The sequence below is a fragment of the Sphingomonas cellulosilytica genome (assembly GCF_052321755.1).
Taxonomy (GTDB): domain Bacteria; phylum Pseudomonadota; class Alphaproteobacteria; order Sphingomonadales; family Sphingomonadaceae; genus Sphingomonas.
Genome location: NZ_JBQRTT010000001.1, coordinates 348,751 through 367,923, shown reverse-complemented (window position 1 = coordinate 367,923; position 19,173 = coordinate 348,751). Strand labels below are relative to the sequence as shown.

Here is a 19,173-nt window from a genome sequence, read left to right as displayed (position 1 = left end):
GTCAACCCTGCGAATGCCGACAATTGTCGATGTGACAAAGAAAAGCCGCAGCATAGGAACGCAAGGATGCCATTTTGCCAAGAGCTGGGTCGGTCCGACATCATCCTGCGATAGTCCTTTGTCGCGCCGGCGACCCGGCGTAAGGTCACCGGACCGATGCCGCGCCAGGGCGGCAGGGAGGGGACATGAAGCGTGATCTGAGACTGACGACCGGCTTGGCCGCCGCGCTGCTGGCGAGCGGGTGCGATCGTCCGCAGGCGGATGGCTGGACGGCGCAGCGCGACACCGCGGTGTGCACCGACCGCGCGGGCAATCGCGTCGCCGACGATCAGTGCCGGCGACAGGCGCATGCCGGCAACCATGCCGGCGCCAGCCCGTTCCTGTGGTACTTCCTCGCGCGCAGCGCGATCATCCCGCCCTATGGCGAGCGGGTCGCGGGCGGATCCTACAACCGGGCGCCGGGGCGCAGCTATGGCTTTGCGCCGCGTGCCACCAACGTCACGCGGGCGGGCGCGATCAGCCGCGGCGGCTTCGGTGCGTCGGCGCGCAGCTTCGGCGGAGCGCGCGCGTGATCCGCACGCCGATGGTGCCGCGCCCGGACTGGCAGGGGATCGTCGAGCGCGAAGGCCTGATCTGGCATACCGCCGATGGCGCGCCTTATTGGAACGAGGCCGCCTGCTATCGCTTCACCGCCGCCGAGATCGGCGAGATCGAGGCGGCGACGGCCGAACTCTATCGCCTGTTCCTCGCGGCCGGCGAGGCGATCGTCGCCGATGCGGGGCTGCTGCGCCGGTTCGGCATCCCGCGCCCGTTCCACGACGCGATCCGCACCGCCTGGGACGCGGAGCCGCCTGCGCTCAACTTCGGCCGGTTCGACCTGGGCTATGACGGTGCGGGGCCGCCCAAGCTGTTCGAATTCAACTGCGACACGCCGACCGCCCTGCTGGAGGCGGCGGTGATCCAGTGGAGCTGGAAGGAGCAATGCTTCCCGCATCTCGATCAATATAACGGCCTGCACGACGCGCTGGTCGCCAAATGGCGCGACCTGACGCCGCACCTGCCCGCGACGCTGCACTTCGCCCATGCCGCGGAGGAGGCGGGCGAGGATGCGGTCACCACCGCCTATCTGCGCGACACGGCGGAGGCTGCCGGCATCGCCACTGCGCCGGTGCTGATCGATGCGATCGGCTGGCATCACCAGCGGCGGTGCTTCGTCGATGGCGAAGATGCGGCGATCGCGGCGATCTTCAAGCTCTATCCATGGGAATGGCTGGCCAACGAGGCGTTCGCCGACGTGCTGCTCGAAAGCCTGTCGCGCGGCACCTTGTGGCTGGAGCCGGTGTGGAAGATGATCTGGAGCAACAAGGGCGTACTCGCCGTGTTGTGGGACCTGTTTCCCGATCACCCCAATCTGCTGCCGGCAAGCTTTGCGATCCCGGACGGCGATGCCGTCGCCAAGCCGCTGCTGTCGCGCGAGGGCGCCAACGTCTCGATCCGGCGGGCGGGCGAGATCGTCGCCGAAACGCCGGGCGACTATGGCGAGGAAGGCTATGTCTATCAGGCGATCTATCCCTTGCCGGAGGCGGCACCCGGGTGCTTCCCGGTGATCGGCAGCTGGATCGTCGACGGCGCGCCCGCCGGCATCGGCATCCGCGAAGACGGCCTCATCACCGGCAATACCGCGCGCTTCGTGCCGCACGTCATCGAGGGGTAATGCGGCGTTGCCAAGCGGGCGGGGGACCGGCACAACCGACGGCATAATGGGGGAGAGGCAGCATGCGGACGGCGATCATCGGACTGGCGGCACTCGGCCTGTCGGGCGCAGCACCGGCGCAGGATGCGCTGCCGCAAGCCGGGGTTCCCGCCGGACGCAGCGCGCAGGGTGACGTGTCGGCGACGATCTACACCAACGACATCGCGCTGATCCAGGATGTGCGCCAGCTCACGCTCGGCCGCGGGCAGGTGCGGCAGGACTTTCCCGATGTCAGCGCGAGCATCCGCCCCGAAACCGTGTCGCTCGGAGTGGCGGACGCCGCGATCGTCGAACAGAATTTCGATTACGATCTGCTCAGCCCGTCGAGCCTGATGGAAAAGGCGGTGGGGGAGACGATCACCCTGCTGCGCACCAACCCCGCGACGGGCGCCGAGACGCGCGAACGGGCCAAGGTGCTGGCGGTGAACGGCGGCGTGGTGTTGCAGATCGGCGACCGGATCGAGGTGCTGCGCGACGACGGCCTGCCGGTGCGTGCGATCTTCGATCGCGTGCCCGCCTCGTTGCGGGCGCGGCCGACATTGTCGGTGACGCTCGACAGCAGCCGCGCCGGCACGCGCCCGGCGACCCTGTCCTACCTCAGCCGCGGCCTCGGCTGGAGCGCGGACTACGTCGCGCTGTTCGACGACAAGAGCGGCAAGGTGGACGTGCAGGGCTGGGTGACGCTCAAGAACACCAGCGGCACGACCTTCGACAACGCGCGCACCCTGTTGGTCGCGGGCGAGGTGGCGAGCGACGACGGCGAACAGACCGGCTATCGGCCGCGGCCGCCGCGCCGGCTGGGGCGGACCGTGCGCGCCGGCACCGAAAGCGCCAATCGCGAGCAACTGGGCGATTTCTACCTCTACCCGCTTCCCGGCCGCACGACGATCGCCGACAAGCAGACCAAGCAGGTGAGCTTCCTCGACGTGAAGGGCGCGGCCGCCCGATCCGGTTACCGGTTCGAAAACGGCTGGCTCGGCACCGCGGACGAACCACGCAGCGCGGCGAGCGTGCTGCGCTTCTCGAACTCGGGCGCGGCGGGGCTGGGTGACGCGTTGCCCGCCGGCACGGTGCGCGTCTACGTTCGCGATGCGCGCGGCCAGCCGCAGTTCACCGGCGAGAACCGCATCGACCATACGCCGCAGGGATCGGAAATCGCGCTCGCCACCGGCGATGCCTTCGACGTGAAGGTGCAGCCGGTGGTCGTCAGCCGCACGCGGATGAGCGGCGACCGCTGGCGGACCGCGATGCGCTATACGCTCACCAACGCCCGCGCGGTGCCGGTGACGGTGGAACTGGTGCAGGGCGGCCTGGACTGGGCCGATACGCGCGTGGTCGACGAAAGCCGCAAGAGCGATCGGCCGGAGGCGGGGCGCGCGGTGTGGCAGGTGCCGGTGCCGGCTAACGGCTCGGCGATCGTCACGGCGACCTTCGACACGCGCTACTGATGCGCCGGCTGGGGCAGCTGGCGGCGGCGCTGGTGCTCGCCGCCGCTCCGGCCGCGCTGCCGGTCCGTGCGCAGGAGGCGGTGGTGGTGACCTCGCCAAAGCCGCGCGACGTGGCGGTGACGGTGTATCGCAATCCCGCCCGCGGCCGCTACGAGGCGATGGACCTGCGCTGGCTGCGCGGCTTTGCGCTGGTCACCGAAACCCGCATCGTGCGCCTGCCCAAGGGGCGGGCGACCCTGCGGTTCGAGGGCGTGGCGGAAGGGATCGTGCCGGTCAGCGCGATCATCGAGGGGCTGCCCGGCGGCACGGTGGAAAAGAACCGCGATGCGCGGCTGCTGTCGCCCGCGTCGCTGGTCGACGGCACCCTCGGGCGGCAGGTGACGCTGACCCGCACCGATCGCGCCACCGGCAAGCGAACGAGCGAGACGGCGACCATCGTCGCGGGGCCGCAGCCGGGCGTGGTGCTGAAGACGGCGGCGGGCATCGAGACGTTGCGCTGTTCGGGTCTGCCGGAAGCGCTCGGCTATCGCGGCGTGCCCGCCGGCCTGTCGGCGAAGCCGGTGCTGAGCGTCACCACCGATACGCCGTCGGCTCGCACGGTGACGGTCACCCTGTCTTATCTGGCCAACGGGTTCGACTGGGCGGCAAGCTATGTGGCGACGGTGCGAGCGGGTGCAAATGGCGGGCAGGGCAAGCTCGACCTGTTCGCCTGGCTGACGCTCGCCAATGCCAACCCCGAAACATTCGCCAGGGCGAACGTGAAGGCGGTGGCGGGGCGGCTCAACCGGCAGGCGACCTATGACTGGATGCGGCCGGCGGGCGCGCTGTCGCTGCGCTGCTATCCGCTGGGCACGACGACATCGGACCTGCGCGACGAGGCGTTCGAGATGGCGGACGAGATCGTCGTCACGGGATCGCGGGTGATGGCGTCGGCAATGCTGATGCCCGTGGCCGCGCCGCCGGCCCCGCCGCCGCCACCACCTCCGCCGCCGCCGGAGGATCTGGGCGACCTGAAGCTCTATTCGGTGCCGCGCGCGGTGACGGTGGCGCCGAATGCGCAGAAGCAGGTGGCGCTGCTGATGGCGGATGGCGTGCCGTTCGAGCGGCGGTATCGGCGCCCGGTCTATCCCGGGCAGACGATGACGGCGGTGCCGACGGGCGTGGTGCTGGTGCTGCGCAACGTCAAGGATGCCGGGCTCGGCCTGCCGCTGCCGGCGGGGACGACCGCGCTCTATGCGGGGCGCAGCGGGCGTACGCCGGCGATCGGCGACGGGCTGCTGCTCGGCACCGGCACGATGACCGATCATGCGATCGGCCAGCGGGTGCGGATCGGTGCCGGCACGAGCAGCCAGGTGCTGGTCGATCAGCGCAGCGAAGGCGCCAAGGGGATGGTGCTGACGGTGAGCAACGCCAATCCCTTTGCGGTGGCGGTGGAACTGCCGATCGGCCGGGCGGGGCAGAAGGTGACGGCACCCGGCGATGCCCTGACCGAAGTGGATGGGGTGCAGACATGGCAGGTGCGCGTCGCACCGGGCGACACGGCGAGCCTGACCTATCGGTATGAGTGAGCGCTGCCGGCGCGGGCGAGGCGGCCGCGGTGGAGGTCAGGGATATCGCTGGCGGGCGTGGAGCACCGTCAGGATCTCGATCACATCGGCGGCGACCCGATAGACGAGAATGTAATTGGGGTGCACGATCGCCTCGCGCGTGCCGGGCACGCGGCCGGGCCGGTGGATATAGGGATGATCGGGCAGGCGATCGGCGGCATGCTGGAGCGCATGACCGATCTTCGTGGCAGCAACAGGGTTGCGATCGGCGATGAAGCTGGTGAGCTGATGCAGGTCTTCGCGCGCTTCCGGACGCCAAGTAACTGAAAATGTCACTTGGACTTGGCACGCTCGATGATAGCCCACATTTCCGCCATGACCTGATCGTGCGGGATGCAGGGGGCGGTGGATGCCATAGCGCGTTCGACCTTGGCGCGGAACCAGGCATCATAGGCGGCGGCATCTTCGCTGGTGGCGAATTCCGACTCGATGGGGGTTAGCTCGACCATGCACGCAAGATAGCGTGCTCGACCGGCGGTTGGAAGCGTGGGGCGGGCGGCTTCGGATACCGGCCTGGCGACCTTTCGTCCGGTGAGACGGTGCACAGCGGGACTGGGCAATTCCCTTTGTTCTCTATACGTTCTGGCGAATCATGAGCAAGGTTCGCGAACAGCTGCTGTGGAAAGCGCTCTGCGCCGTGGACGAAGCGGCGGAGGAGGCCGATGCCGGGCCGGTGCGGCCGACCTTCGCGTTGCGGTTCGCGCTGGCGTATCTCTACGCCTGCGGCAGCGGCGAGCGGTGGATGTACGATGCGTTCTGGCGCGAGATCCAGGCGCCGCCGCTGCCCGACGGCAAACCGAGCCCGCGCGGCACGATGGCGCGATCGGGATTGCAGGGCATCATGCGCAGCGTCGGCATCACGCCGACCAACGAGAGCCTCGCCGCGCTGACCGCACGGCGGCGACGCATCGCGCCGGATGCGATCGCCCGCCGCCACCTCGCACGGCAATTGCGCGAGGCTGGCGATGCCCAGACCGCGCGCATCGAGGACAAGGCGCGGGACAAGGATTGCGGCTGGCTGTGAGTCCCCGGCGCTGCCGGGGACCCGCTATTCCGCCGCCTGGGCCGACGCGCCCTTGTCGAGCAGCGGGGCGAGATACCGGCCGGTGAAGCTGCGCGGTTCCTGCACCACCGTCTCGGGCGTGCCGGTCGCGACGATCTCGCCGCCCTTCACGCCGCCTTCCGGCCCCAGGTCGACGATCCAGTCGGCGGTCTTGATGACGTCGAGATTGTGTTCGATCACCACCACGGTGTTGCCCTGTTCGACCAGCGCATGCAGCACCTCGAGCAATTTGCGCACGTCCTCGAAATGCAGGCCGGTGGTCGGCTCGTCGAGGATGTAGAGCGTGTTGCCGGTGGCGCGGCGGGAGAGTTCCTTGGCGAGCTTGACGCGCTGCGCCTCGCCGCCCGACAGGGTGGTCGCCTGCTGGCCGACCTTGACGTAGCCGAGGCCGACCTCGACCAGCATCTCCATCTTGTCGCGGATCGGCGGCACGGCCTTGAAGAACTCCGCGGCATCCTCGACCGTCATGTCGAGCACGTCGGCGATGCTCTTGCCCTTGAACTTCACCTCCAGCGTCTCGCGATTGTAGCGGGCGCCGTGGCAGACGTCGCAGGTGACGTAGACGTCGGGGAGGAAGTGCATCTCGATCTTGAGCACGCCGTCGCCCTGGCACGCCTCGCAGCGGCCGCCCTTGACGTTGAAGCTGAAGCGGCCGGGCTTGTAGCCGCGCGCCTGCGCCTCCGGCAGGCCGGCGAACCAGTCGCGGATCTGGGTGAAGCTGCCGGTATAGGTCGCTGGATTCGACCGCGGGGTGCGGCCGATCGGCGACTGGTCGATGTCGATCACCTTGTCGAGGTGTTGCAGCCCGGTGACCTTGTCGTGCTTGCCAGCGAGGATGCGTGCGCCGTTCAGCGTACGCGCGGCGGCGGCGTAGAGCGTGTCGATGGTGAAGCTCGACTTGCCCGAACCCGACACGCCGGTGATGCAGGTGAAGGTGCCGAGCGGGATCGAGGCGGTGACGCCGGTCAGGTTGTTGGCGCGCGCGTTGTGGACGGTCAGCTGCTTGCCGTTGCCCTTGCGGCGCTTGGCCGGCACCGGCACCTCGCGGGTGCCGTTGAGGTAGTCGGCGGTGATGCTGGTCTTGCTCTTGAGCAATTGCTTGAGCGTGCCCTGCGCGACGATCTGGCCGCCGTGGACGCCGGCGCCCGGCCCCATGTCGATGACGTAATCGGCGGTGCGGATCGCATCCTCGTCATGCTCGACCACCAGCACGGTGTTGCCGAGGTCGCGCAGGCGGCGGAGCGTGGCGAGCAGCATGTCGTTGTCGCGCTGGTGCAGGCCGATCGAGGGTTCGTCGAGCACGTACAGGACGCCCGACAGGCCGCTGCCGATCTGGCTCGCCAAGCGGATGCGCTGGCTTTCGCCGCCCGACAGCGTGCCGCTGGTCCGGTCGAGGTTGAGGTAGTCGAGGCCGACGTTGTTGAGGAAGCCTAGCCGCTCGACGATCTCCTTGAGGATCCGCTCGGCGATCGCGCGCTGCTGGTCGCCCAGGTGGTTGGGAAGATCGGTGAAGAAGGCGAGCGCATCGACCACCGACAGGTGCGTCGCATAGGCGATGTCGCGCATCGCCACCTTCACCGCCAGCGCCTCCGGCTTGAGGCGCGCGCCGTGGCAGACCTCGCAGGGGCGCGACGACTGGTATTTGCCCAATTCCTCGCGCATCCAGGCGCTCTCGGTCTGGAGCAGGCGGCGGTTGAGGTTGCCGATCACCCCCTCGAACGGCTTCTTGACGTCGTAGCTCTTCTTGCCGTCGACGAAGGTGAGGGTGACGGCCTTGCCCTTGGTGCCGTGGAGGATCGTCTCCTGCACCTTGGCATCGAGCGATCCCCAGGCGGTGTCGAGGCTGAAGCCGAATTCGCGCGCGAGGCTGCCCAGCACCTGCATGTAATAGGGGCTGGGCGGATTGGACTTGGCCCAGGGGACGACCGCGCCCTTCTTGATGCTGAGTTCGTGATTGGGGACGACGAGATCCTCGTCGAACAGCAGCTTCTCGCCCAGGCCATCGCAGGCCGGGCAGGCGCCCTGCGGCGCGTTGAAGCTGAACAGCCGCGGCTCGATCTCGGCGATGGTGAAGCCGCTGATCGGGCAGGCGAATTTTTCCGAAAAGACGATGCGGCCGGCGGGCGCGTTGTCGCCGAGTACCTCCGATTTGGGGGTGTGCGGCTCGACCGGGTCGGCGGGATCGACATAGGCGAGGCCCTCGGCGAGCTTCAATGCGGTCTCGAAGCTTTCGGCGAGGCGCGTCGCGATATCCTCACGCACCACCAGGCGGTCGACCACCACCTCGATGTCGTGCTTGAACTTCTTGTCGAGCGCCGGCGCCTCGTCGATCTCGTGGATCTCGCCGTCGATGCGGACGCGGGTGAAGCCCGCCTTCTGCCATTCGGCGAGCTCTTTGCGATATTCGCCCTTGCGACCGCGCACGACGGGGGCGAGCAGGTAGAGGCGCGTGCCCTCGGGCAGCGCCATGACGCGATCGACCATCTGGCTGACGGTCTGCGCGGCGATCGGCTCGCCCGTGGTCGGCGAATAGGGGATGCCGACGCGCGCCCAGAGCAGGCGCATGTAATCGTAGATCTCGGTGACCGTCGCGACGGTCGAGCGCGGGTTGCGGCTCGTCGTCTTCTGCTCGATCGAGATCGCCGGGGACAGGCCGTCGATATGATCGACGTCCGGCTTCTGCATCAGCTCCAGGAACTGGCGCGCATAGGCCGACAGCGATTCGACATAGCGGCGCTGCCCCTCGGCGTAGATGGTGTCGAAGGCGAGGGACGACTTGCCCGAGCCGGACAGGCCGGTGATGACCGTCAGCGTGTCGCGGGGGATGTCGACGTCGACGTCCTTGAGGTTGTGCTCGCGCGCGCCGCGGACGCTTATCTTGGTCAGCATGGGGCTGGTTCTACTTCTGTTCTGTAACGGAGGCTAGTCCTGGCAAGTAGGAACGCCCGAGGCACATTGAAAGCTTCCGGGTGGTGTCTTACCTTGCTGGTACACAGGCTGGAGGCGATGGCGTGGGCAAGAAGCACAAGAAGGCGAAACTCCCCAAGGAAGTGCTGGGCGTGAAGCTGCCCAAGGAGGTGCGCGAAGTGGGCGGCGCGCTGCTCCAAAAGGCGAACAGCCCGCAGGGGCGCGAGATGCTGGCGGCCGGGCTGACGATGGCGGCGGCGGCAGCCACCGCCGCCGTGGCGAAGGGCCGCGCGAAGCGCGAACCGGCCGCGGCCGCCGAACCACCCGAGGCGCCGCGGGCGCCGGACGCTCCGGTGCCGCCGCAGGGCACGCAGACGCAACCCGATCCGCAGGCGATCGCCGAAGCGGTGGGCAAGGCGGCGGAAGCAATGCTGGGGCGGCTGTTCGGTGCAAAGAAGGTATGAAAGACTGCCGCAATTAAAAGGACAACAAAGCACCCGCATTGTGTCTGAATTGCAACGCAATCTTTCTGAAATGACGTAAGCGTCACCGCCCACTCTTTACAGAAATGGGCAGGTTATACACCCTGACTGGGTCGGACGGCATGTGCCGCTCGACGTGAGCGGCCGCAAAGGGCGGCCGTCACGGGGGAAAAGATCAGGTGACCAAGACGCTCCGTTCGACGCGCAAGGCTGCGCTTCTTGCTGCTGCCACGCCGTTTGCCATGGCATTGACCGCGCTGCCGGCGTTCGCCCAGACGACGCCCGAGCAGACCAAGTCGCCGGCGCAGCTGGAAATCGACCAGCAGTCGGCTGCACCGACGACGACGCAGGGCCAGTCCGATCAGGGCGAAAACGCGCAGGGCGGCGACATCGTCGTCACCGGAACGCTGTTCCGCAACTCGAACGCGACCTCGCTGTCCCCGCTGACGGTGCTGACGACCGAGACGCTGCAACGCGCCAATATCACTACCGTAAACGACGCGATCCGTTCGGTGTCGGCGGATAGCGCGGGGTCGATCTCGACCGGGTTTCGCAACGGTTTCTCGGCCGGCGGTGCGGCGGTGTCGCTGCGTGGTCTGGGCGTGTCGTCGACAGTGGTCCTGATCGACGGCCTGCGCTCGGCGAACTTCCCGCTGAACGACGACGGTCACAACGCCTATGTCGACCTCAATTCGATCCCCTTCAGCATCGTCGACCGTGTCGAAGTGCTGAAGGACGGTGCGTCCTCGACCTATGGCGCCGATGCGATCGGCGGCGTCGTCAACCTCATCACGAGGAAGCATTTCAAGGGCCTGGAAGGCTCGGCACAAGGCGGCGCGACCGAGCAGGGCGACGGTTCGCATTATCGCGCGACGCTGACCGCCGGTTACGGCGACTATCAGCAGCAGGGCTGGAACTTCTACCTCAACGGTGAATACACCTACGACGGTTACATCACCAACCACTCGCGCGGTTATCCGTTCAACACGCTGGACCTGCGTCCGAGCGGCTTGACCGACCGCAATCGCAATGACGATTCGCTGACCACGTCGAACCCGCAGGCGGTGGTGACCCGCGTCACGCAGAGCGACCTCAACAACCCGCTCGCCGGCGGTGTCGGCACGCCGATCACGCCGCAGTATCAGTTGCTCAACCCGACCAGCTGCCCTTACGGCACCTTTACGGTGACCAGCGGTGCGGCACAGGGCACGGGCTGCGCGCACAACATTCCCGACGAATACAATATCATCCAGCCGCGCCAGCAGCGCTATTCGGCAACCGGTCGCCTGAGCGTCCGCCTCAGCGACACGATCGAGGCCTATGCGACTGGCAGCTTCTCGCGCTCTGAAGTGAGCATCACCGGCGCTCCGTCCAACATCCGCCAGACGCAGCCGTTCGGCGGCTCGGCCTCGCTCGCGTCGAGCAATCCCGGAATCGTGCTGCCGGTCTACATCTGCACCTCCGGCGTCAATTGCGCGACGCCGGGCGCGGCGGGGCGCCAGCTCAACCCGAACAATCCCTATGCGGCCGCCTTCGCCGCCAACCCCAGCCAGGGCGCGGCGCGCATCTTCTATCTGTTCGGCGACATCCCGGGTGGCAGCGACCGCTACGTCAACGTCTATCGCTCGACGGCAGGGGTATCGGGCACGTTCGGCGACGGGTTCAACTTCCGCGTCGATGGCGTCTATGCCCGCGACGACTTCAGCGTCACGCAACGCGGCTTCCTGAACATCCAGGGTCTGCTGAGCGCGATCAACACGGGCGCCTACAATTTCGTCAACCCGTCCCTCAACACGGCGGCGGTCCGCAACCAGATCTCGCCCAACGTCACCACCAAGTCGTATTCGACGACCGCGGCGCTCGACGGCTCGATCACCAAGGCGCTGTTCGCGCTGCCCGGCGGCGACTTTAACGTGGCGATCGGCGGTCAGGTGCGTCGCGAGACGCTGCTCAACCGCAACCAGAATGCGGGCCTGAACTTCTACGCGCTCAACACCTCGTCGGCCACGGGTCGCCATACGGTGACCGCCGGCTTCTTCGAGATCGATGCGCCGATCATCAAGGAACTCGACGTCAACGTGTCGGGCCGGTACGATCATTACTCGGAAGGCTACAACCACTTCTCGCCGAAGGTCGGCATCAAGTTCTCGCCGATCGAGCAGATCTCGTTCCGTGGAACCTACGCGGAGGGCTTCCGTGCGCCGACGTTCGCCGAGAGCAACCCGGGCAGCAGCTATGCCGGCTTCTCGTCGTTCACCCCGCCGGCCAGCTTCGTGAACGCGCATCCGGGCAATCCGTCGTATACGACCAGCTACAACATCGGCAGTGGTGCGACCGGCAACCCGAACGTCAACCCGGAGGTGTCGCGCAGCGTGACGCTCGGCACGATCTTCCAGCCGACCAGGTGGTTCAGCCTGTCGGTCGACTATTACAACATCAAGAAGTCGAACCTGATCGTCAGTGGACCGCAACGTGCCGACGCCATCGCGGCCTATTACGGCCAGACCACGTCTGCCGCGGGTTGCGCCGCGCTTGCTGCGGTGGGCACGGGCTACAATTGCAACGTCATCGACTCGGTCGATCCGTCCAACCCCAATGCGCTGCCGCGCTTGCTGGTGTTCACCGTTCCCTATGTGAATGCCAATTATGAGGTGAGTTCGGGCCTGGACTTCCAGGCGAGCGCACGGGTTCCGATCAGCGAGGACGTGCGCTTCACGAGCCGTCTCGACGTGACCGACGTGCTGCGCTTCGATCTGGTGACGCAGACGGCAGCCGGTGTGCGCGTGGTGCAGAAGTATGCCGGTACGCTTGGTCCGTACGAGCTGTCGTCGGGTGGCGGCACGCCGCGGATCCGTGGCAACTGGCAGAACTCGCTGGAGGTCGGTCCCTACTCGCTGACCGCGACGACCTATTACGTCGGGCGCATCAAGCAGGTCGCAGCGGACGAGATCACGCCCGACAAGACCACCGGTGCTATCGACCTGTCGTGCAAGAACTCGCTGTCGCCCGGCCAGACCGGTGACAGCCAGTGCTACGTGCGTCCGTTCATCTACGTCGATCTGAACGCCGGTGTGCAGGTGAACGATCAGTTCCGTTTCTTCATCAACGTGCAGAACCTCACCAATGCACGCGCGCCGCTCGCGGCGGGCGCTTATACCAGCAACCCGAACTATCTGAGCAGCTGGCATTATGCGGGCCTCGTCGGCCGCAATTTCAGCGCGGGTGCGAACTTCAAGTTCTGAGGCTCTCCGCAGTTTCGATCATCCTGGGGCGGCCTTCGGGCCGCCCTTTTTTTGGAGCTCGCCCGGTGGGAGCGGTTGCCACTGCCGGGGCGGCGGAGGCATTGTCGCCGGCAAGAGGCGAAGGGCGGGATATGCGGACGATCTGGACGACGACGGCGGGGATGCTGGTGCTGATGGCGGGGTCGCCCGCCGCGGCACAGACGGCCGGGGACCTGGCGGCGGCGGCGCTGCGCGCGCAGCAGGCGCAGGACCCCGGCGCGGCGGCGCCGGTGCAGTATGACGTGTCCTTCCCCAATGCGGTGCATCACGAGGCGCAGGTGACCGCCACGTTCCGCGGCGTGCCGGCGGGGCCGCTGCGCGTGCAGATGGCACGGTCATCGCCCGGCCGCTACGCGATCCACGAATTCGCCAAGAACGTCTATGCGGTGTCGGCGAAGGACGGGCGCGGGCGGCCGCTGGCGCTGACCCGCACCGATCCGTACGGCTGGAGCGTCGCCGGGCACGATGGCACCGTCGTCGTCACCTACACGCTGTTCGGCGACTGGGGCGATGGCACCTATGCGCAGATCGACACCACCCACGCGCATCTCAACATGCCGGCGACCTTCCTGTGGGCGACCGGGTATGACGACAAGGCGATCCGCGTTCGCTTCCGCCCCTACGATCCCAAATGGCGGATCGCGACGCAATTGCCGGCGGCGAAGGGGACCGACACCTATTGGGCGCCCAACCTGCAATATTTCATGGATAGCCCGACGGAGATCAGCGACTTCGCGACGCGCGAATGGCCGGTCACCGATCCGACCGGCAAGCGCTACGTGGTGCGGCTGGCGGTGCATCATACCGGCACGGACGCGGACCTCGATACCTATACGGCCAAGGTGAAGCGGGTCATCGCGCAGCATTACCGCCTGTTCGGCCGCGCGCCGCGCTACGATTACGGCACCTATACCTTCATCGCCGATTACATGCCGCAGATCGCGGGCGATGGCATGGAGCATCGCAATTCCACGATCATCACCGACAAACGCAGCCTCGCCGACGCCAAGTTCGCGCAGATCAACACGCTGTCCCATGAATTCGTGCATAGCTGGAACGTCGAGCGGCTGCGCCCCGCCGAGCTCGAGCCGTTCGACTTCACCCGCGCCAATCCCACCCCCAGCCTGTGGTTCGCCGAAGGCTTCACGCAATATTACGGGCCGCTGATGATCCGCCGCGCCGGCGAGATGAGCGTGGATGCCTATCTGGCCAGCCTGGGCGGCACGCTGGACTATGTGCTGAACCGCGCCGGGCGGCGGTATGGCGGGCCGGAGGAGATGAGCCTGCGCGCGCCGTTTGTCGATGCGGCCAAGGCGATCGATCAGACCAACCCCAACATCTTCATCTCCTATTACCCCTATGGCGCGGTGGTGGCGCTGGCGCTCGACCTGCAATTGCGGCAGCGTTATCCCGGCCTCTCGCTCGACAGCTACATGCGCCACCTGTGGGAGACGCGCGGCGATACCGAGCGGCCCTACACCCCCGCCGACCTGGAGCGGGGCCTGGCCGAGGTGACGCGCGATCCCGCCTTCGCCAAGGCGTTCTTCGACGCCAGCGTGCATGCGAGCGGCCTGCCCGATTACGCGCCGCTGCTCGCGCAGGCGGGGCTGACGCTGCGTCCGGCGGATGCGGCGAGCGGCTGGCTGGGGCTGAACCTGCAGGCAGGGGGGGGCACGGTGACGGTCGCCGAGGCGCCGGCGCCGGGTACGCCGGCGTATCTCGCGGGGCTGGAACGCGGCGACACGCTGCTGAGCGTCGATGGCAAGCCGGTCGGCGACACGGCGGCACTGGACGGCCACAAGCCCAACGACCGCGTCACGCTGCGCTGGATGCAGCGGGGCAACCAACGCGAGGCGACGCTGCGCTTCGCTGCCGATCCGACGGTGGAGATCGTGCGCAGCGAAACGGCGGGGGCGACGGTGACGCCACGACAGCTGGCGTTCCGCAAGGCATGGCTGGGCGAGTGAGGAGCGCATCCCGCTGAAAATACGCCATCCTGGATCAGTGTAACGGAACATTGCTGCGCCGCGGCGGTATTCGGACAGTTCGAAGTCGGAGCCGCTGCATGACCCACGTTCGCCATCCGGCCCGATGGCCCCATATCCTTGCCGTCGTGATCGGGGCGGTCGGTGCCCTCAACCTCGCCGGTGGCGCGTGGCTGGCGGTGCTGGGCGGCAGCCTGTTCTATGCGGTGGCCGGACTGGCGATGCTGGCGACGGCGGTGCTGCTGTGGGGGCGGCGGGCGGCGGCGCTGCACCTGTTCGCCGCGCTGGTGCTGGGAACGGTGATCTGGGCCTGGGTGGAGATCGGCGCGGACTGGTGGCCGCTGGTGCCGCGCGGCGACCTGATCTTCATCTTCGGCGCCCTGCTCGCACTGCCCTGGACGGTGCGGCGCCTGGTGCCGAGGGGGCGCTGGGCGCAGGTCGCCGGGCCGCTGACCGCTACGCTGGCGCTGGCGGCGGTGTTCGGCGCGGTGTCACTGGCGCGCGACGTGCACAATCTCGACGGCACCCTGCCGGGGCCGCGCAATGCGCTGGTCGCCAATGCCGGCGGCGTGCCCGATGACGATTGGCACGCCTATGCGCGCAGCTGGCGCGGCGACAAATTCTCGCCGCTGGCGCAGATCACGCCCGCCAATGTCGGCGATCTGAAGGTCGCCTGGCAGTTGCAGACCGGCGACGTGAAGCGTGAGGGCGATCCGGGCGAGACGACCTATGAGATGACGCCGATCAAGGTCGGCGACACCGTCTACCTGTGCACGCCGCATAACTGGGTGATCGCCGTCGATGCCGAAACCGGGCGCGAACGCTGGCGGTTCGACCCCAGGATCGCCACCTCGTCCAAGAACATGCAGCACCTGACCTGCCGCGGCGTATCCTATTGGGATGGGCGGGGCGGCAGTGCGCCGCTCGGCGAGTGTCCGCAGCGCATCTTCCTGGCCACCAACGATTCGCGGCTGATCGCGCTGAACCCGCGTACCGGTGCGCTGTGCCGCAGCTTCGGGCAGGGCGGGACGGTGAGCCTGCTGCCGGGCCAGCCGCATTACAACCAGGGCTGGTATCAGGTGACCTCGGCGCCGCTGGTCGCGCGCGGACTGGTCGTCACCGGCGGCGCGGTGTTCGACAATATCGCCACCAAGGTGCCCTCGGGCGTGATCCGCGGCTATGACGCGGCGACCGGGCGGCTGGTGTGGAATTTCGATCCCGGCAATCCGACCGACACCGCCCCGCTGGGCGCAGGCCGGCATTATACCCCGTCGTCGCCCAACAGCTGGTCGACGCCCGCGGCGGACGAGGCGCTGGGCCTCGTCTACCTGCCGATGGGGATGGGGGCTGTCGACCAATGGGGTGGCAACCGGCCCGCGACGACCGAGCGCTTCGCGACATCGGTGCTGGCGCTGGACATCGCCACCGGGCGCCCGCGCTGGGTCTATCAGACGGTGCACCACGACCTGTGGGACATGGACGTACCGGCGCAGCCCGCGCTGGTCGACCTCAACCTGCCGGGCCGCGGGCGGGTGCCGGCGCTGGTGCAATCGACCAAGACGGGCAATCTGTTCGTGCTCGACCGGCGCACCGGACAGCCGATCTTCCCTGCGCCCGAGCGGCCGGTGCCGTCCGGCGCGGCCCCCGGCGATCATACGGCGCCGACCCAGCCGTTCTCGGCCATCTCGCTGATGCCGGCCCCGGCGCGCGAGAAGGATATGTGGGGAACGACGATGCTGGACCAATTGTGGTGCCGCATCCGCTTCCGCTCACTGGACTATAAGGGCGCGTTCACGCCGCCGTCGCTGCGCGGTTCGCTGGTCTTCCCAGGCAATTTCGGGGTGATGGACTGGGGCGGCATATCGATCGACCCCGTGCGGCAGGTGATCTTCGCGCATCCCAACTACGTCGCCTTCGTCGACCGGCTGGTGCCGCGCCAGGACGATACCGGCGGCGCGAATGAACGCGGCCCGGCGGGCGGATCGGATCGCCGCGGGTCGGACGAGCAGGGCTACAACCCCAATACCGGCGCCCCGTTCGCGGTGGACATGAACCCGTTCCTGTCGTTCGCCGGATTGCCGTGCCAGCAGCCGCCCTGGGGCTATGTCGCCGGCATCGACCTGACGACCGGTAAAAAGGTGTGGGAGCACAAGAACGGCACGATCCGCGACGAGACGATCCTGCCCTTGCCCTTCAAGCTGGGCGTGCCCTCGCTCGGCGGGCCGATGACGACGGCGGGCGGCGTCGCGTTCATGGCGGCGGCGATCGACAATTATGTCCGCGCCTATGACACGCGGACCGGCAAGGTGCTGTGGCGCGCACGGCTGCCGGCCGGCGGACAGGCGACGCCGATGTCGTACCGGTCGGCAGCGAGCGGGCGGCAGTTCGTGGTCGTCGTCGCCGGCGGCCATGGCTCGCTGGGCACCAAGCTGGGCGATTCGGTGATCGCCTATGCACTGCCGAGGTAGCGTGCGTTCCGGATGACGGAAGGGAGCGTCAGTGCGCCGACGTTCCCGATGCGCCGATCCCCGTCTCCGCCCGAATACGCTGTGCGGCATAGCCGCCCCGGTCGACCGCGGCACGCGGCGAGCGGTCGAGGAGCGACACCAGCCAGATGGTCAGGAAGGCGAGCGGCATCGAGACGATCGCCGGCGAGGAATAGGGGAAGATCGCGGCGGGGTGGCCGAGGATCGTCACCCACACCGCCGGCGACAGCACCGTCAGCACCACCGCCAGCACGAGGCCGAGCGTACCGCCCGCGACCACACCGCGCGTCGTACAGCCCGGCCAGAGCAGCGACAGGATCAGCACCGGGAAATTGCCCGAGGCGGCGATCGCGAAGGCGAGGCTGACCATGAAGGCGACGTTCTGCTTTTCGAACACGATGCCGAGCAGGATCGCCACCGCCGCCAGCACCAGCACGGTGCGCCGCGAGACGGCGAGTTCGGCTGCGCTGTCCGCCTGGCCCTTGCGGAACACCGTTGCGTAGAGGTCGTGGCTGACCGCGGAGGCGCCCGACAGCGTCAGCCCCGCGACGACGGCGAGGATCGTCGCGAAGGCGACTGCTGAGATGAAGCCGAGGAACAGGTTGCCGCCGACTGCGTGGGCGAGGTGGATTGCGGCCATATTGCTGCCGCCGACCAGCGTGCCACCGGCATCGAGATAGCCCGGATCGGTCGCCACCAGCACGATCGCGCCGAAGCCGATGATGAAGGTGAGCAGGTAGAAATAGCCGATCCAGCCGGTCGCCCACAGCACGGACGTGCGCGCCGCCTTGGCGTTGGGCACGGTGAAGAAGCGCATCAGGATGTGCGGCAGCCCGGCGGTGCCGAACATCAGGGCAAGGCCGAAGGAGATCGCCGACACCGGGTCCTTGATGAAATTGCCCGGTCCCATGATCGAGCCGCCCTTGGCCGCCGCCTGCGCCGGTGCGAGGCCGGAGGCGGCGGCAAGATCGGTCTTGACCGCCACGGCGCGGGCGAACAGCGCCTCGGGCGAGAAGCCGAAGTGGCCGAGTACCATCAGCGCCATGAAGGTGGCGCTGCCGAGCAGCAGCACCGCCTTGACGATCTGCACCCAGGTGGTCGCGGTCATCCCGCCGAACAGGACGTAGAGCGTCATCAGCACGCCGACGATGCCGACCGCATATTCGTAGCGCAGGCCGAACAGCAGTTTGATGAGCTGCCCCGCACCGACCATCTGCGCGATGAGATAGAAGAGGACGACGACGAGCGTGCTGGTCGCCGCGAAGCTGCGCACCGGACCTTGCGCGAAGCGGAAGGCGGCGACGTCGGCAAAGGTGTATTTGCCGAGGTTGCGCAGCCGTTCGGCCATCAGGAACAGGATGATCGGCCAGCCGACGAGAAAGCCGATCGAATAAATGAGCCCGTCATAGCCATCGGCGAAGATCTGCGCCGAGATGCCGAGGAAGCTCGCCGCCGACATGTAGTCGCCGGCGATGGCAAGGCCGTTCTGGAAGCCGCTGATGCCGCCGCCCGCGGTGTAGAAATCGGCCGCGGTGCGCGTCCGCCGCGCCGCCCAGCGGGTGATGCCGAGCGTGAACAGGGCGAAGGCGGCGAACATCGCGATCGCGGTCCAGTTGGTCGGTTGCTGCCGGGTCTGCCCGGCGATGGCATCGGCACAGGCCGGGGTGGCGAGCAGCGCGCAAGGGCCTGCGAGCAGCCAGCGCCTCACGCGCCATGCTCCGCACGCAGGGTGGCGAGCGCGGCATCATAGTCGCGATTGGCGCGCAGGACGTAGAGGCCGGTGAGCAGGATCGCGAGCAGGATCAGCCCGAAGCCGATGAGGATGCCGAGCGAGGTGACACCGCCCGCGGCGATCGGCTGCGCCAGGAACGCCTTGTCGAATGCCACCAGCAGGATGAAGCCGACATAGGCCGCGAACATGATCGCCGACAGCAGCCAGCCGAACCGCCCGCGCGCGCGCACCAGTTGCCGATAGCGTGGATCGTCGGCGATCCGCTGAAGCTCTGCGTCGGTCATTGGCCCCTCCCCGGTGCGATCGCTCGCGGATCGATAGCGGTATCATGGCGCAAGATGCTCCGCGCGCAAGAGGCACGCGAGAGGGGGCGATGGGGCGGAACACGATCGCCCGCGTGACGAAAAGTTCATGGCCGCGCCATCCGCG

At 67.9% G+C, this 19,173-nt stretch carries 14 protein-coding genes; 9 read left to right on the top strand and 5 right to left on the bottom strand.

Annotated features, from left to right (window positions below; translation table 11 throughout):
- The first annotated feature begins 185 nt into the window (after nt 1-185).
- The 4 genes from ACTZQ5_RS01680 (at nt 186) to ACTZQ5_RS01665 (ending at nt 4,769) form a co-directional block, all read left to right on the top strand.
- Nucleotides 186-572 carry a hypothetical protein gene (locus ACTZQ5_RS01680; RefSeq protein WP_443583417.1) on the top strand — a complete coding sequence of 129 codons (387 nt, stop codon included), beginning with the start codon at nt 186-188 and terminating at the stop codon, nt 570-572.
- Entirely contained in the window at nt 569-1,714 is a 1,146-nt protein-coding gene (locus tag ACTZQ5_RS01675; protein WP_443583416.1) for a glutathionylspermidine synthase family protein, read from the top strand. The genes ACTZQ5_RS01680 and ACTZQ5_RS01675 overlap by 4 nt, the downstream gene beginning before the upstream one ends.
- 62 nt (nt 1,715-1,776) lie before the next feature.
- On the top strand, nt 1,777-3,201 hold the full coding sequence (locus ACTZQ5_RS01670; protein ID WP_443583415.1) for a DUF4139 domain-containing protein: 1,425 nt from the start codon (nt 1,777-1,779) through the stop codon (nt 3,199-3,201).
- Nucleotides 3,201-4,769 (top strand): DUF4139 domain-containing protein, encoded by a 1,569-nt coding sequence (locus tag ACTZQ5_RS01665; RefSeq protein ID WP_443583414.1) that lies wholly within the window; start codon nt 3,201-3,203, stop codon nt 4,767-4,769. Before ACTZQ5_RS01670 ends, ACTZQ5_RS01665 begins: the two co-directional genes overlap by 1 nt.
- A gap of 36 nt (nt 4,770-4,805) precedes the next feature.
- On the opposite strand, the gene ACTZQ5_RS01660 is transcribed toward ACTZQ5_RS01665, so the two are convergent.
- On the bottom strand, nt 4,806-5,084 hold the full coding sequence (locus ACTZQ5_RS01660) for a type II toxin-antitoxin system RelE/ParE family toxin (RefSeq protein WP_443583413.1): 279 nt from the start codon (nt 5,082-5,084) through the stop codon (nt 4,806-4,808).
- On the bottom strand, nt 5,081-5,257 hold the full coding sequence (gene relB / locus ACTZQ5_RS01655) for a type II toxin-antitoxin system RelB family antitoxin (RefSeq protein WP_443583412.1): 177 nt from the start codon (nt 5,255-5,257) through the stop codon (nt 5,081-5,083). Before relB ends, ACTZQ5_RS01660 begins: the two co-directional genes overlap by 4 nt.
- Nucleotides 5,258-5,400: 143 nt before the next feature.
- Here relB and ACTZQ5_RS01650 point away from each other — a divergent pair, with 143 nt between their 5' ends.
- Nucleotides 5,401-5,832 carry a hypothetical protein gene (locus ACTZQ5_RS01650; protein WP_443583411.1) on the top strand — a complete coding sequence of 144 codons (432 nt, stop codon included), beginning with the start codon at nt 5,401-5,403 and terminating at the stop codon, nt 5,830-5,832.
- A gap of 24 nt (nt 5,833-5,856) precedes the next feature.
- Here the strand turns inward: ACTZQ5_RS01650 and uvrA are convergent, their stop codons facing one another.
- Nucleotides 5,857-8,760, bottom strand: coding sequence for an excinuclease ABC subunit UvrA (uvrA, locus tag ACTZQ5_RS01645; RefSeq protein ID WP_443583410.1), 2,904 nt, complete (start codon nt 8,758-8,760; stop codon nt 5,857-5,859).
- A gap of 122 nt (nt 8,761-8,882) precedes the next feature.
- Here uvrA and ACTZQ5_RS01640 point away from each other — a divergent pair, with 122 nt between their 5' ends.
- The 4 genes from ACTZQ5_RS01640 (at nt 8,883) to ACTZQ5_RS01625 (ending at nt 16,994) form a co-directional block, all read left to right on the top strand.
- Nucleotides 8,883-9,242: a hypothetical protein gene (locus tag ACTZQ5_RS01640; RefSeq protein WP_443583409.1), complete on the top strand. Its 360-nt coding sequence runs from the start codon at nt 8,883-8,885 to the stop codon at nt 9,240-9,242.
- 260 nt (nt 9,243-9,502) lie between these two features.
- Nucleotides 9,503-12,502, top strand: coding sequence for a TonB-dependent receptor domain-containing protein (locus ACTZQ5_RS01635; RefSeq protein WP_443583697.1), 3,000 nt, complete (start codon nt 9,503-9,505; stop codon nt 12,500-12,502).
- Nucleotides 12,503-12,633: 131 nt separating this feature from the next.
- A complete protein-coding gene (locus tag ACTZQ5_RS01630) occupies nt 12,634-14,508 on the top strand; it encodes a M61 family metallopeptidase (protein WP_443583408.1) in 1,875 nt (624 codons plus the stop codon).
- A gap of 146 nt (nt 14,509-14,654) precedes the next feature.
- A complete protein-coding gene (locus ACTZQ5_RS01625) occupies nt 14,655-16,994 on the top strand; it encodes a membrane-bound PQQ-dependent dehydrogenase, glucose/quinate/shikimate family (RefSeq protein ID WP_443583407.1) in 2,340 nt (779 codons plus the stop codon).
- 28 nt (nt 16,995-17,022) lie between these two features.
- Here the strand turns inward: ACTZQ5_RS01625 and ACTZQ5_RS01620 are convergent, their stop codons facing one another.
- Both ACTZQ5_RS01620 and ACTZQ5_RS01615 read right to left on the bottom strand, forming a co-directional pair.
- Nucleotides 17,023-18,720, bottom strand: coding sequence for a cation acetate symporter (locus ACTZQ5_RS01620; protein ID WP_443583406.1), 1,698 nt, complete (start codon nt 18,718-18,720; stop codon nt 17,023-17,025).
- Entirely contained in the window at nt 18,717-19,028 is a 312-nt protein-coding gene (locus tag ACTZQ5_RS01615; protein WP_443583405.1) for a DUF485 domain-containing protein, read from the bottom strand. Before ACTZQ5_RS01615 ends, ACTZQ5_RS01620 begins: the two co-directional genes overlap by 4 nt.
- Between the last annotated feature and the right edge of the window lie 145 nt (nt 19,029-19,173).

Bases quoted from the DNA above. Each gene is read 5' to 3' on its own strand.
- ACTZQ5_RS01680 (WP_443583417.1), top strand. From the start codon at position 186: ATGAAGCGTGATCTGAGACTGACGACCGGCTTGGCCGCCGCGCTGCTG.
- ACTZQ5_RS01670 (WP_443583415.1), top strand. From the start codon at position 1,777: ATGCGGACGGCGATCATCGGACTGGCGGCACTCGGCCTGTCGGGCGCA.
- ACTZQ5_RS01665 (WP_443583414.1), top strand. From the start codon at position 3,201: ATGCGCCGGCTGGGGCAGCTGGCGGCGGCGCTGGTGCTCGCCGCCGCT.
- relB (WP_443583412.1), bottom strand. From the start codon at position 5,257: ATGGTCGAGCTAACCCCCATCGAGTCGGAATTCGCCACCAGCGAAGAT.
- ACTZQ5_RS01650 (WP_443583411.1), top strand. From the start codon at position 5,401: ATGAGCAAGGTTCGCGAACAGCTGCTGTGGAAAGCGCTCTGCGCCGTG.
- uvrA (WP_443583410.1), bottom strand. From the start codon at position 8,760: ATGCTGACCAAGATAAGCGTCCGCGGCGCGCGCGAGCACAACCTCAAG.
- ACTZQ5_RS01635 (WP_443583697.1), top strand. From the start codon at position 9,503: ATGGCATTGACCGCGCTGCCGGCGTTCGCCCAGACGACGCCCGAGCAG.
- ACTZQ5_RS01630 (WP_443583408.1), top strand. From the start codon at position 12,634: ATGCGGACGATCTGGACGACGACGGCGGGGATGCTGGTGCTGATGGCG.
- ACTZQ5_RS01615 (WP_443583405.1), bottom strand. From the start codon at position 19,028: ATGACCGACGCAGAGCTTCAGCGGATCGCCGACGATCCACGCTATCGG.